Consider the following 12,366-nt stretch of genomic DNA (forward strand, 5'->3'; position numbering starts at 1 on the left):
TTTATGAATATTCGTTTGATAACTACTGCTCATCAGATCCATTTAGACAGTGATACTGTTTTAGTCCTAGGCTATTTTGATGGCCTGCATCTGGGACATCAAGAACTCTTTAAAAAGGCCCGTCAAATGGCAGATGAAAAGGGATTGAAGGTTGCTTTACTAACCTTTCCTGAATCTCCTAAATTAGCCTTTGTTCGCTACCGACCGGAATTACTCCTTCATTTGCAGAGCCCTGAGGATCGGTTCCAAAAATTAAAAGAACTAGGTGTTGATGAGCTCTTCCTCATTGATTTTACGACTGATTTTGCTTCTAAAACAGCAAAAGAATTTGTCGAACAGTACGTGAAAGCCTTGAGAGCTCGGGTCTTAATTGCTGGATTTGATTACAGTTTTGGTTCAGATAAAAATAATGTCTCTCATTTAGCTACTTATTTTGATGGCCAGGTTGAAGTCATTCCACCTGTATTGGATCAGGGCGAAAAAATTAGCTCAACCCGCATACGTCAAGATGTCATAAAAGGGCGTGTCAAGGAAGCTGCACGGTTGCTTGGTCATCCCTTGTCCAGTCGGGGAATCGTGGTGCATGGAGATGCGCGTGGTCGGACTATTGGTTACCCTACAGCAAATCTAGCACCAATCGATCGGACCTATCTACCATCAGATGGAGTCTATGTAGTTGATGTCGATTTTAAAGGGCATACCTATCGGGGCATGGCTTCTGTCGGGAAGAATATTACCTTTGATGGGAAGGAGCTTCGGTTTGAAGTCAATCTTTTTGACTTTTCAGGAGACATCTACGGTCATACCCTGACCATTCACTGGTTAGATAAGATTCGAGAAATGGTCAAATTTGATGGGATAGATCAACTAGTGGCTCAACTAGAAGAAGATGAAGCAGTTTCACGAAACTGGACCGAGGATTAGGAAGCTACCTAGTCCTTTTTTCTGCTGTCTTTTGGGGGATAATGAAAGTGGTTTCTTTTTTTCTACTGAAATTCAGAAAAATCGACTAGAAATCAAAAAAGCGCTTTTCAAGCACCTAATTTTTTTGTATAATAGAGTTAGATAGTTATATATAAAAAAAGAAGTGAACCACATGATTACATTATTTTTATCACCGAGTTGTACATCATGTCGAAAAGCTCGGGCTTGGTTAAAAAAGCACGATGTTCCATTTAAAGAACACAATATAATGACAAGTCCTTTGAGCAAACAGGAGTTGACAAGTATATTGGCCTTGACCGAAAACGGAACAGACGACATTATTTCAACTCGTTCAAAAATTTTTCAAAAATTGGATGTTGATGTTGAAGATTTATCGATCTCAGCCTTGATTCATCTGATTGAGGAAAATCCAAGTCTCCTACGGAGACCGATAATTTTAGATAACAAGCGCATGCAAATCGGCTTTAACGAAGACGAAATTCGTGCCTTCTTGCCGCGGAGTTATCGTAAACAAGAGTTACGCTCTGCCACTCTAAGAGCAGAAATAAACTAAGAAGTATGTCGAATGCAAAAAAATTATAGTTACCCACTGGACTTATCGTGGAGCACTGAAGAGCTTGCTTCAGTGCTTTCTTTTTACAATAAAGTTGAAGAAGCCTATGAAAGTAAGGTAGAGGCCAAAGAATACATGGAAGCCTACCGCGCTTTTAAGAAGGTCGTGCCTAGTATCGGAGAAGAAAAACGTCTCGGACGGGAGTTCGAAGAAGTGAGCGGTTATTCTCTCTATCGTGCGACCCAGGCTGCAAAGCAAAAAGAGGAAGGATGGTTTTCTCTTGAAGAATAAATTAGAGTATGCAAAACAGATCGTTTTGGAAGCAGGGGAGTATTTACGTCTTCATCTCAATGATTCCTTAATGATTACGAAAAAGACGGGGCCAACGGACTTGGTCACCCAAATGGACCAACAAGTTCAACAGGATTTGGTTGAAAAAATTAATCGTCGCTATCCCGAAGATCGTATTTTTGCGGAGGAAGATGGTCTTCGATCCCCGATTTCAGAAGGAGCGGTTTGGGTAATCGATCCCATTGATGGAACCAATAATTTTGTGACCCAAAAGGAAGACTTTGCGGTGATGGTAGCCTATTTTGAAGACGGGATTGGTCAGTTTGGTTTGATCTACGATGTCATGCGGGACCACCTCTTTTATGGTGGTGGGGAATTCCCAGTTTATCGAAATGATGTTGAACTGACGCCCTTTGTGGATCAGCCTTTGGAGAACTTCCTGATTGCGTCAAATGTCGGTATGCTTGAGAAAAATGACTGGGGCATGGCTGATCTTGGAATGGATTCACTAGGAATTCGAGTCTATGGGAGTGCAGGCATTAGTTTTGCAAAAATTCTCTCAGGCGGTATTTTGGCTTACTTTAGCTATATCTGGCCATGGGACTACGCAGCAGCAGCGATCATGGGCGAACGGTTAGGATACACAGTCTTAAATCTAAATGGGGATAGCCCCAATTACCAGACAGTGGAACCCATTATGATGGTTCCAAAAGCTAAGCTAACAGAAATTCAAACCTATCTTAAGAAAGGGAGAAGTTAAATGAATTTTCCCAATGGTTTTAAAGAAAAATACCAGCATCTTCTAGGTGAGGATGCTGCTGCTTTTTTTGCGACCTTTGATCAAGAAGCGTTAGCAGCCTTTCGCACCAATCCCTTGAAAGAAGCGCAAAAAGTATTTGACGATCCCATTCCTAATACGCCTTGGGGGCACTACGGAAAGGTCTCGGGGAAATCCATCGAGCACGCAACAGGCTTGGTCTATTCGCAAGAGCCAGCAGCACAGATAGTGGCCCAAGTCGCTCAGCCGAAGCCAGGGATGAAGGTCTTAGACTTGGCGGCAGCTCCTGGAGGAAAGACGACCCAGCTCTTGTCTTATTTGGACAATCAGGGACTCTTGGTCTCCAATGAAATCCACAAGGGCCGCTCGAAAATTCTCGTAGAGAATGTCGAACGCTTTGGTGCTCGAAATGTGCTGGTGACAAATGAATCAGCCGATCGTCTGGCCAAAGTTTTCTCAGGCTTTTTTGATCTGATTGTACTAGACGCCCCTTGTTCAGGCGAGGGGATGTTTCGTAAGCAACCAGATGCCATGGACTATTGGTCCATCGATTATCCTCGAGAGTGCAGTCTCCTTCAAAGAGAGATTCTAGAGGATGCTCTCAAGATGTTGGTTCCGGGTGGTTTCTTGGTTTATTCAACCTGTACTTGGGCTCCTGAGGAAAATGAAGAGATCGTATCCTGGCTTCTGGAAAACTATGATCTGGAATTGGAAACTATCGAGAAGATCAATGGTATGGCAGAAGGCATTGACTATCCAGAAACGGCGCGCATGTATCCTCATCTCTTTAAAGGAGAGGGACAATTTGTTGCTAAGTTCCGCTATCTAGGAGAGAATCGACCTGCCAAAGTCCCTTCGAAGAAGGACCAATTATCTGCAGAACAAAAGAAATTGTGGCAGGAATTTGCTAAGAAACATTTTAAAGTCACACTGGAAGGGGTTCTCGAAACCTTTGGTGACGAGCTGTATTTGGTTCCTTTAGGTTTACCAGATTTGCGCAAAGTAAAAATTGCTCGAAATGGTTTGCACCTCGGAACCTTCAAGAAAAATCGTTTTGAACCTAGTTTTGCCCTTGGTCTAGCTCTGAGACCGAGTGAAGTTAAAGAGACCGTTGCCATCACACCAGAGGACTTTGTCCATTATGTGGCGGGAGAGACCATCCAATTGAAGGAAACACATCCAAATGGTTGGTACCAGGTCCTCGTTGAAGGCAATGGTTTGGGCTTTGCCAAAGTCACTGGACAGACCCTGAAAAATTTCTATCCCAAGGGCCTACGTTTTAGGTAAAATGCTAGGCAAAGAACTGGTTCTATGATATAGTGGAAGTAAAGGTTTTTTGGAAAAAAATTGACAAAAAATCGAAAGTGAAATAGTGAAATATCAAGGAGACATGATTTGAAAACGTCTAAAAAGTTAGTCTTAGGATTAGCGACGATCGTATTAGCAGGAAGCTTATCTGCTTGTGCTTCTTGGATCAATCGTGGAGAGTCTATTACAGCTGTTGGCTCGACTGCCCTACAACCTCTAGTTGAGGGAGTAGTGGACCGTTACATTGAGGAACATCCAGGTAAAATTGTGAATGTGCAAGGAGGAGGATCTGGTACAGGACTTTCTCAAGTTCAATCAGGCGCAGTTGATATCGGAAATAGTGACCTCTTTGCCGAAGAAAAATCTGGGATTGATGCTTCTAGTCTTGTCGATCACCAGGTAGCCGTAGCAGGGACAGCGATCATTGCCAATAAAAATATCTCAGTCGATAATTTGACAACTGAGCAATTGCGAAAGATTTTTACGGGTGAATATACCAACTGGAAGCAATTGGGAGGACCAAATCTTGAGATCACGATTGTGAACCGGGCTGTTGGTTCTGGTAGCCGTGCAGTCTTTGATGCCATTATCATGGATGGCAAACAACCTAAGCAGGCCCAAGAGCAAGATTCTAATGGAATGGTGAAAAATATCGTTTCCCAGACTCCAGGAGCCATCTCTTATCTGGCCTTTACCTACTTGGATAGCAGTGTCAAAACCATGAAGCTCAATGGTTATCAACCAACCAAAGCCAATGTTATCAACAATAACTGGCCAATCTGGTCTTATGAACACATGTATACCAAAGGAAAACCCAATGAGTTGTCTAAAAAATTCATTGACTACATGATGACCGATGAGATCCAGCAAAAGGTTGTTGGTAAGATGGGCTATATCCCAATCAATGATATGAAAGTCACCCGTGATTTAAAAGGGAATGTGACAAAAAAATAAAAGAATTAGGTAAAAAATGAACGAAGTAGCAAAAAAAATGCTGACGAAATCAAAAAACTCCCGCCTAGAAAAATTTGGGAAGACCATTACCTTTCTATGTATGAGTTTGATTGTTGTCGTTGTAGCCATGATTTTGATTTTTGTGGCTCAAAAAGGCTTATCGACTTTCTTTGTCAATAAAGTCAATATCTTTAGTTTTCTATTTGGGAGCTCTTGGAATCCTGCCGCAAAGGAATTCGGAGCCCTACCAATGATTCTAGGTTCCTTTATTGTAACCTTGCTTTCTGCCCTTTTGGCAACGCCATTTGCCATTGGAGCAGCTGTTTTTATGACAGAAGTTTCTCCCAAAGGAGCTCGTTTCTTGCAACCAGCGATTGAGCTTTTGGTGGGAATTCCTTCCGTTGTTTATGGATTCATTGGTCTTCAAGTCGTTGTCCCTTTCACCCGTAGTCTCTTTGGAGGGACTGGTTTTGGGATCCTCTCCGGGGTCTTTGTCCTCTTTGTTATGATCCTGCCAACAGTCACCTTTATGACGACCGATAGCCTCCGAGCTGTTCCCCGTCATTACCGGGAAGCTAGTATGGCCATGGGAGCGACCCGCTGGCAAACCATTTGGCATGTCACCATCAAGGCAGCCCGCTCTGGAATCTTTACAGCAGTTGTCTTTGGTATGGCGCGTGCCTTCGGGGAAGCTTTGGCTATCCAGATGGTGGTCGGAAACTCGGCAGTGGTACCAACCTCGCTCACGACACCAGCTTCCACCCTCACCTCTATTTTGACCATGGGAATCGGAAATACCGTCATGGGTACGGTCAATAACAATGTTCTTTGGTCACTTGCCTTGGTATTGCTCCTCATGAGTCTTGCCTTTAACAGTGTGATTAAACTGATTACGAAAGAAAGAGGTAAGAAGAACTATGCACGCTAAACGAATGGATAAAATTGCAACAGGAGTACTGTATGCTATTTCAGGGATCATCGTTGCGATTCTTGCCTCATTGATCCTTTATATCTTGGTCCGTGGCTTGCCCCATGTATCCTGGCACTTCTTGACTGGGAAATCCTCTTCTTATCAAGCAGGAGGAGGGATCGGAATTCAATTGTATAATTCCTTTTTCCTCTTAGTCATTACCTTGGTGATTTCCTTCCCACTTTCTCTTGGGGCTGGGATTTACCTTTCTGAGTACGCTAAAAAAGGGCGCTTGACCAATTTGGTTCGTACCTGTATTGAGATCTTGTCTTCCTTGCCATCTGTTGTTGTAGGTCTCTTTGGTTACTTGGTCTTTGTTGTCCAGTTCAAATATGGATTTTCGATCATTTCAGGTGCCTTGGCCTTGACCGTCTTTAACCTGCCCCAGATGACCCGCAATATCGAAGATAGCTTGCAGCACGTCCATCATACGCAGCGTGAAGCAGGTCTAGCTCTGGGCTTGTCTCGCTGGGAAACCGTGATGCATGTCGTGGTTCCTGAGGCTCTTCCAAGCATTATCACTGGGGTTGTCTTGGCCTCAGGACGGATCTTTGGAGAAGCTGCTGCCTTGATCTATACAGCAGGCCAATCAGCTCCAGCTCTCGATTGGTCAAACTGGAATATCTTTAGTGTGACGAGTCCGATTTCGATCTTCCGTCAAGCTGAAACCTTGGCCGTCCATATCTGGAAGGTCAATAGCGAAGGAACCATTCCTGATTCCATTGAAGTCTCAGCTGGTTCTGCTGCGGTTCTTTTGATCTTTATCTTGATCTTTAACTTTGGAGCCCGCAAACTCGGAAGTTACCTTCATAAAAAACTAACATCTGCTTAAAGGAGAAGAAATGTCAAAATACAATTGGGATGAGAGACACATCATTACTTTTCCTGAAGAAAAGGTGGTCCTATCGACTAAAGATTTGCATGTCTATTATGGAACGAACGAGTCCATCAAAGGCGTTGACATGCAGTTTGAAAAGAATAAGATTACAGCCTTGATCGGTCCTTCAGGATCGGGGAAATCAACCTACCTTCGTAGTTTGAACCGGATGAATGATACCATCGATATTGCGCGTGTAACGGGTGAAATTTGGTATGAAGGAATCGATGTCAATCGCCCAGATATCAATGTCTATGAAATGCGCAAGCATATCGGAATGGTTTTCCAACGACCAAATCCTTTTGCCAAATCGATTTACAAAAATATTACCTTCCCGCATGAACGTGCTGGTGTGAAAGACAAGAAAGTCTTGGACGAATTGGTCGAAACTTCTTTGAGACAGGCAGCTCTATGGGATCAGGTCAAGGATGATCTTCATAAATCAGCCCTGACACTTTCAGGTGGCCAACAGCAACGACTTTGTATCGCGCGGGCCATCTCTGTGAAGCCAGATATCTTACTCATGGATGAGCCAGCATCAGCACTTGACCCGATTGCGACAGCGCAATTAGAAGAAACCATGCTGGAGTTGAAGAAGGATTACACGATTGTCATCGTGACCCACAGCATGCAACAAGCAGCCCGTGCTAGTGATTATACCGGTTTCTTTTATCTTGGAAACCTCATCGAGTACGATAAGACTTCGAATATTTTCCAAAACGCGAAATTGCAATCGACCAACGATTATGTATCAGGTCACTTTGGATAAAGTAATATGACAATAAAAAGGAAAATAGAATGACAGAACCAATTTTGCAAGTCAAGGACTTGTCGGTTTATTACAATAAAAAGAAGGCTTTAAATAGTGTCTCCTTGGACTTTGCTCCAAAAGAGATTACAGCCTTGATTGGTCCTTCAGGATCAGGGAAATCTACCCTTTTAAAAGCCATTAACCGCATGGGGGACCTTAACCATGAGGTTACAACCACAGGCACCATCCTCTACAACGGTCACAATATCTACGGACCACGGACCGATACGGTCGAATTGCGTAAGGAAATCGGAATGGTCTTTCAACAGCCCAATCCCTTTCCAATGTCCATTTATGATAACGTGACCTACGGCTTGATGATCAATGGTGTCAAGGACAAGGCTGTCTTGGATGAGGCGGTTGAAACCTCACTGAAACGCGCTTCCATCTGGGATGAAGTCAAGGATCGCCTGCATGATTCAGCGATCGGACTTTCCGGTGGTCAACAGCAGCGGGTCTGTGTGGCGCGGGTCCTTGCGACCAGTCCAAAGATTATTCTTTTGGATGAACCAACTTCAGCGCTGGACCCGATTTCAGCTGGGAAGATTGAAGAAACCTTGTATGGACTAAAAGACCGCTACACCATGCTTTTGGTGACACGTTCCATGCAACAAGCGAGTCGGATTTCTGATAAAACAGCCTTTTTCTTGGATGGCGATTTGATTGAGTACAATGATACCAACGAAATGTTCTTGAACCCAGCTAAGAAAGAAACAGAAGACTATGTCTCTGGTAAATTTGGATAGGAAGAAAATAAAATGTTACGAGTTCAATTTGAAGAAGATTTAGAAAAGTTGCATAACCAGTTTTATGCAATGGGAAATGAAGTGTTGACCCAAATCAATCGTACGGTCCGTGCTTTCGTGACCCATGACCGGGAATTGGCCCGCCAAGTCATCGAAGATGATACGGAGATCAACGAGTACGAAGTGAAATTAGAGCGTAAATCCTTTGAGATTATCGCGCTTCAACAGCCCGTTTCACAAGACCTTCGTGTGGTTATGACGGTCTTAAAAGCGGTCTCAGACTTAGAGCGGATGGGTGACCATGCGGTTTCAATCGCCAAAGCAACCATTCGCATGAAAGGTGAAGTCCGCATCCAATCTGTTGAAGAAGAGATCAGCAAGATGGGTCGTGAAGTTAAAGACTTTGTTGAAGCGACACTGGATGTTTACCTCAAAGGTGATGTGGATTTGGCTTATGACGTTGCTACACGGGATGAAGTGATCAACCATTACTTTGATAGCATTCAAGAATTGGCGACAGAAGAAATCCGGAAGAATCCAGAGTCCATCGTGACCGGACGGGATTATTTCCAAGTGATCAACTTCTTGGAACGTATCGGAGATTATGCAAAAAACATTTGTGAGTGGGTAGTTTACTTCGAAACAGGTAAAATTATCGAAATGTAGAATTGCTGAATCTTTTCGATCTCAGACAGGCATTCCAATGCTTGTCTTTTCTTTTATCTTGACTTTGTGATAAAATAGTTTTATGAGGGCTTTTAGTTGAAAAGCAAAGAAATTTAAAGGAGGAAATTATGCAAGCAGTTGCACATTTTGTAGAAACATTCGTTCCAGAACATTACGAAGTGTTTTTGGATTTAAGTCGTAAAACAAAGATTTTTAGTGGTCGTGTGGTCATTACAGGTCAAGCCAAGGCGGACAAGATCTCGCTTCACCAAAAGGATTTGACCATCGAAACAGTAGAAGTAGCAGGTCAAGCCCGTCCATTTACGGTTGATGATGACAATGAAGCAGTCTATGTTGAATTAGAAGGAACAGGTCAAGTGACAGTTACTCTGACCTATTCTGGTAAGATCACAGACAATATGACAGGGATTTACCCATCTTACTACAGCATTGATGGCGTGAAGAAGGAAGTCCTCTCTACCCAGTTTGAGAGCCATTTTGCGCGTGAAGCTTTTCCAAGTGTGGACGAGCCTGAAGCCAAAGCAACGTTCGATCTTTCTTTGAAATTTGACCAAGAAGAAGGTGAAATTGCCCTTTCAAATATGCCTGAAATCGACGTGGAAAACCGCAAAGAAACAGGAATTTGGAAATTTGCTACGACTCCACGGATGTCTTCTTACCTCTTGGCTTTTGCGGCTGGAGACCTTCAAGGAGTGACAGCTAAGACCAAGAATGGAACCCTAGTCGGTGTCTACTCTACCAAAGCTCACCCATTAGAAAACTTGGACTTCTCATTGGATATTGCCGTTCGTGCTATTGAATTTTATGAAGACTACTATGGCGTGAAGTATCCAATCCCTCAATCTCTTCATATCGCTCTTCCAGACTTCTCTTCCGGAGCGATGGAAAACTGGGGCTTGGTAACCTACCGTGAAGTCTACCTTCTAGTAGATGAAAACTCTACGGCCCAAAGCCGACAAACAGTAGCCTTGGTCGTAGCTCACGAATTAGCTCACCAATGGTTTGGTAACCTCGTGACCATGAAATGGTGGGATGATCTTTGGTTGAATGAAAGCTTTGCCAATATGATGGAATATGTCAGCTTGGATGCCATTGAACCAAGCTGGAATATCTTTGAAGACTTCCAAACAACTGGAGTGCCTGCTGCCTTGAAACGCGATGCTACAGATGGCGTTCAATCCGTCCATGTGGAAGTCAAACACCCAGACGAGATCAACACTCTCTTTGACCCAGCAATCGTTTACGCTAAGGGTAGCCGTCTCATGCACATGCTTCGCCGTTGGTTAGGCGATGATGCCTTCCGTAAAGGTTTGAAGATCTACTTTGAAAAACACCAATACGGCAATACCATCGGTCGTGACCTTTGGGATGCTCTTGGTCAAGCTTCAGGTCGTGATGTCGCAGCCTTTATGGATTCTTGGTTGGAGCAACCAGGATACCCTGTTGTCTCAGCTTCTGTAGAGAACGATACCTTGATCATCCGTCAAGAGCAGTTCTTCATCGGAGAAAGAGAAGAAAAAGGCCGCAAGTGGGTTGTTCCATTAAATAGCAACTGGACAGGTATTCCAGATACCTTGGAAACAGAAGTCTTAGAAATTCCAAACTACAGTGCCTTGAAACAAGCTAATACCGGAGCTCTTCGCTTCAATACAGAAAATACGGCTCATTATATCAGTGATTACCGTGGGGAATTGTTGGAAGACATCCTTGCTGACCTTGCTAGCTTGGATAGCACTTCAAAATTACAAGTGGTTCAAGAACGCCGTCTCTTAGCGGAAAGTGGTCAAATTTCTTATGCAAGCCTCTTGCCAGTGATTGAACACTTGACAGAAGAAAGTTCCTACTTGGTTGTTTCAGCTGTTTCGAGCGTTTTAGCCGGAATCAGTCTCTTTGTGGATGAAGGAACTGAAACAGAAGCGGCCTTCCATGAGTTGTTGAAACGCTTGAACCGTTACAACTTTGAACGCTTGGGTCTAGAAGCTAAGCCTGGTGAAACAGAAGAAGACGAAAAAGTTCGTCAGCTAATGATTGCTAATATGATCAAGGCCAATGATGAAGCTGCAAAAGCTCAAGCGAGCGCTATCTTTGAAGCGCATGCAGATGATTTGGAAAAACTTCCAGCTGCCATCCGCCTGCAAATCTTGGTCAACCAAATCAAGCACCAGGAAACCAAGGAGCTTAGCCAACAATACCTGGATACTTATGTTAAGACAGTAGATGGAAACTTTAAACGCCAGTTGGCGGCTGCACTTTCTTACACCAAGGATGAGGAAACTTTGGAAGCTCTATTGAAGGAGTGGAAGAACAAGGATGTGGTGAAACCTCAGGACTTGGCTATGAGCTGGTACTACAACTTCTTGCACGATGACTTTACCCAAGGAAGAACTTGGAATTGGGCGCGTGAAAACTGGGATTGGATCAAGAAAGCCCTCGGTGGTGATATGAGCTTTGATAAGTTTGTCATCTACCCAGCTAACTGTTTCAAGACCCGTGAACGCTTAAATGAATACAAGGCCTTCTTTGAGCCTCAATTGGATGATATGGCGATCAGCCGTAATATCAAGATGGGAATTAAAGAAATCGCGGCTCGAATCGATCTTATCGAGCGGGAGAAAGCAGCTGTTGAAGCAGCGCTTCTATCCATGAAATAAGAAAATAATCGATACAAAATTTTGATATGATACCTCTTAAGTAGACATGGTAAATAACCAAAATCTACTTAAGAGGTATTTTTATGTCTAGAAGAGAAAGATTTAGCCCATACGAGAAAGAACAGGCTAGTTTAGAATTTTTTAAGTAAAAATTTAGGCCTGTTTAAGCCTTCTACAGTATAATCGCCTTACTTAAAGGATCGAGCTCCCTTTAAAATTTAAAAGACAAGTACTTGTAAAAAAGATAAAAGGTAAAAAGATGAATCAAAAAGAAACAAAACAACTAGTCGAAACGCAAGAATCCAAAGAAAAAATGGTCGTCCTCAAACGAAGTCCTAAGTGGTGGATCGGTATGGCAGCAGTTGGTGGATTGTTGGTCGGTGCTGGAAGTGGCTTTGGGGTCGGTGTCATCGCCTCACAATCTTCCAATTCTCAACAATTTTCTCAACCGGTTCAAACGGGTCAAAACCAAGGAACCAATCAGCAACAAAATAGTCAAAATGGCCATGCTTCACAAGGAAACCAGCAAAATGGCGGCCCACAGGACGGCGGTCCTCAAGGCGGTGGTCCTCAAGGTGGTCCGCAAGGAGGTGGACCTGGTCAAATGCCACAGGAAGGCAATGGTGGCCCTCAAGGGAATGGTCCAGAAAATGGCATGAAGCAATCTGGCGGACAACAAGAAAGGAACCAGGATTCCTCTAACAAGTCCAGCAAAAAGAATTTGAAGAATAAAAACAAGACAAGTGACAGTCAAAGTAACAAGGAAAACACGACAAACTCATAAAATAACCTTCC

At 43.4% G+C, this 12,366-nt stretch carries 13 protein-coding genes; all 13 read left to right on the top strand.

Annotated features, from left to right (window positions below; genetic code table 11):
- Positions 1-3 precede the first annotated feature (3 nt).
- Positions 4-924: a bifunctional riboflavin kinase/FAD synthetase gene (locus HMPREF9186_RS10575; RefSeq protein ID WP_009732657.1), complete on the top strand. Its 921-nt coding sequence runs from the start codon at positions 4-6 to the stop codon at positions 922-924.
- Between the two features lie 172 nt (positions 925-1,096).
- Positions 1,097-1,498 (top strand): Spx/MgsR family RNA polymerase-binding regulatory protein, encoded by a 402-nt coding sequence (locus tag HMPREF9186_RS10580; protein WP_009732658.1) that lies wholly within the window; start codon positions 1,097-1,099, stop codon positions 1,496-1,498.
- Positions 1,499-1,510: 12 nt separating this feature from the next.
- The gene (locus HMPREF9186_RS10585) at positions 1,511-1,789 is read left to right on the top strand and encodes a UPF0223 family protein (RefSeq protein ID WP_009732659.1); all 279 of its coding nucleotides are present in this window, start codon (positions 1,511-1,513) and stop codon (positions 1,787-1,789) included.
- A complete protein-coding gene (locus HMPREF9186_RS10590) occupies positions 1,779-2,549 on the top strand; it encodes an inositol monophosphatase family protein (protein ID WP_009732660.1) in 771 nt (256 codons plus the stop codon). Before HMPREF9186_RS10585 ends, HMPREF9186_RS10590 begins: the two co-directional genes overlap by 11 nt.
- The gene (locus HMPREF9186_RS10595; RefSeq protein WP_009732661.1) at positions 2,550-3,854 is read left to right on the top strand and encodes an RsmF rRNA methyltransferase first C-terminal domain-containing protein; all 1,305 of its coding nucleotides are present in this window, start codon (positions 2,550-2,552) and stop codon (positions 3,852-3,854) included.
- 108 nt (positions 3,855-3,962) lie between these two features.
- Positions 3,963-4,829, top strand: a complete 867-nt coding sequence (locus HMPREF9186_RS10600; protein ID WP_009732662.1) for a phosphate ABC transporter substrate-binding protein PstS family protein — start codon at positions 3,963-3,965, stop codon at positions 4,827-4,829.
- A 16-nt stretch (positions 4,830-4,845) separates the two neighbouring features.
- The gene (pstC, locus tag HMPREF9186_RS10605) at positions 4,846-5,757 is read left to right on the top strand and encodes a phosphate ABC transporter permease subunit PstC (RefSeq protein ID WP_009732663.1); all 912 of its coding nucleotides are present in this window, start codon (positions 4,846-4,848) and stop codon (positions 5,755-5,757) included.
- The gene (pstA, locus tag HMPREF9186_RS10610; protein ID WP_009732664.1) at positions 5,747-6,631 is read left to right on the top strand and encodes a phosphate ABC transporter permease PstA; all 885 of its coding nucleotides are present in this window, start codon (positions 5,747-5,749) and stop codon (positions 6,629-6,631) included. Before pstC ends, pstA begins: the two co-directional genes overlap by 11 nt.
- Positions 6,632-6,641: 10 nt before the next feature.
- Positions 6,642-7,445, top strand: a complete 804-nt coding sequence (gene pstB / locus HMPREF9186_RS10615) for a phosphate ABC transporter ATP-binding protein PstB (protein WP_009732665.1) — start codon at positions 6,642-6,644, stop codon at positions 7,443-7,445.
- 29 nt (positions 7,446-7,474) lie between these two features.
- The gene (pstB, locus tag HMPREF9186_RS10620) at positions 7,475-8,233 is read left to right on the top strand and encodes a phosphate ABC transporter ATP-binding protein PstB (RefSeq protein WP_003003393.1); all 759 of its coding nucleotides are present in this window, start codon (positions 7,475-7,477) and stop codon (positions 8,231-8,233) included.
- A 12-nt stretch (positions 8,234-8,245) separates the two neighbouring features.
- On the top strand, positions 8,246-8,899 hold the full coding sequence (phoU, locus tag HMPREF9186_RS10625) for a phosphate signaling complex protein PhoU (protein WP_009732666.1): 654 nt from the start codon (positions 8,246-8,248) through the stop codon (positions 8,897-8,899).
- A 128-nt stretch (positions 8,900-9,027) separates the two neighbouring features.
- On the top strand, positions 9,028-11,571 hold the full coding sequence (locus tag HMPREF9186_RS10630; protein ID WP_009732667.1) for a M1 family metallopeptidase: 2,544 nt from the start codon (positions 9,028-9,030) through the stop codon (positions 11,569-11,571).
- A gap of 259 nt (positions 11,572-11,830) precedes the next feature.
- Positions 11,831-12,355, top strand: coding sequence for a hypothetical protein (locus HMPREF9186_RS10635; RefSeq protein ID WP_009732668.1), 525 nt, complete (start codon positions 11,831-11,833; stop codon positions 12,353-12,355).
- Positions 12,356-12,366: the final 11 nt, after the last annotated feature.

The organism is Streptococcus sp. F0442 (assembly GCF_000314795.2).
GTDB lineage: Bacteria > Bacillota > Bacilli > Lactobacillales > Streptococcaceae > Streptococcus.

What these genes read in the sequence shown, in the direction of transcription:
- HMPREF9186_RS10575 (WP_009732657.1), top strand. Translation starts at nt 4, where the DNA reads ATGAATATTCGTTTGATAACTACTGCTCATCAGATCCATTTAGACAGT.
- HMPREF9186_RS10580 (WP_009732658.1), top strand. Translation starts at nt 1,097, where the DNA reads ATGATTACATTATTTTTATCACCGAGTTGTACATCATGTCGAAAAGCT.
- HMPREF9186_RS10585 (WP_009732659.1), top strand. Translation starts at nt 1,511, where the DNA reads ATGCAAAAAAATTATAGTTACCCACTGGACTTATCGTGGAGCACTGAA.
- HMPREF9186_RS10595 (WP_009732661.1), top strand. Translation starts at nt 2,550, where the DNA reads ATGAATTTTCCCAATGGTTTTAAAGAAAAATACCAGCATCTTCTAGGT.
- pstC (WP_009732663.1), top strand. Translation starts at nt 4,846, where the DNA reads ATGAACGAAGTAGCAAAAAAAATGCTGACGAAATCAAAAAACTCCCGC.
- pstA (WP_009732664.1), top strand. Translation starts at nt 5,747, where the DNA reads ATGCACGCTAAACGAATGGATAAAATTGCAACAGGAGTACTGTATGCT.
- pstB (WP_009732665.1), top strand. Translation starts at nt 6,642, where the DNA reads ATGTCAAAATACAATTGGGATGAGAGACACATCATTACTTTTCCTGAA.
- pstB (WP_003003393.1), top strand. Translation starts at nt 7,475, where the DNA reads ATGACAGAACCAATTTTGCAAGTCAAGGACTTGTCGGTTTATTACAAT.
- phoU (WP_009732666.1), top strand. Translation starts at nt 8,246, where the DNA reads ATGTTACGAGTTCAATTTGAAGAAGATTTAGAAAAGTTGCATAACCAG.
- HMPREF9186_RS10630 (WP_009732667.1), top strand. Translation starts at nt 9,028, where the DNA reads ATGCAAGCAGTTGCACATTTTGTAGAAACATTCGTTCCAGAACATTAC.
- HMPREF9186_RS10635 (WP_009732668.1), top strand. Translation starts at nt 11,831, where the DNA reads ATGAATCAAAAAGAAACAAAACAACTAGTCGAAACGCAAGAATCCAAA.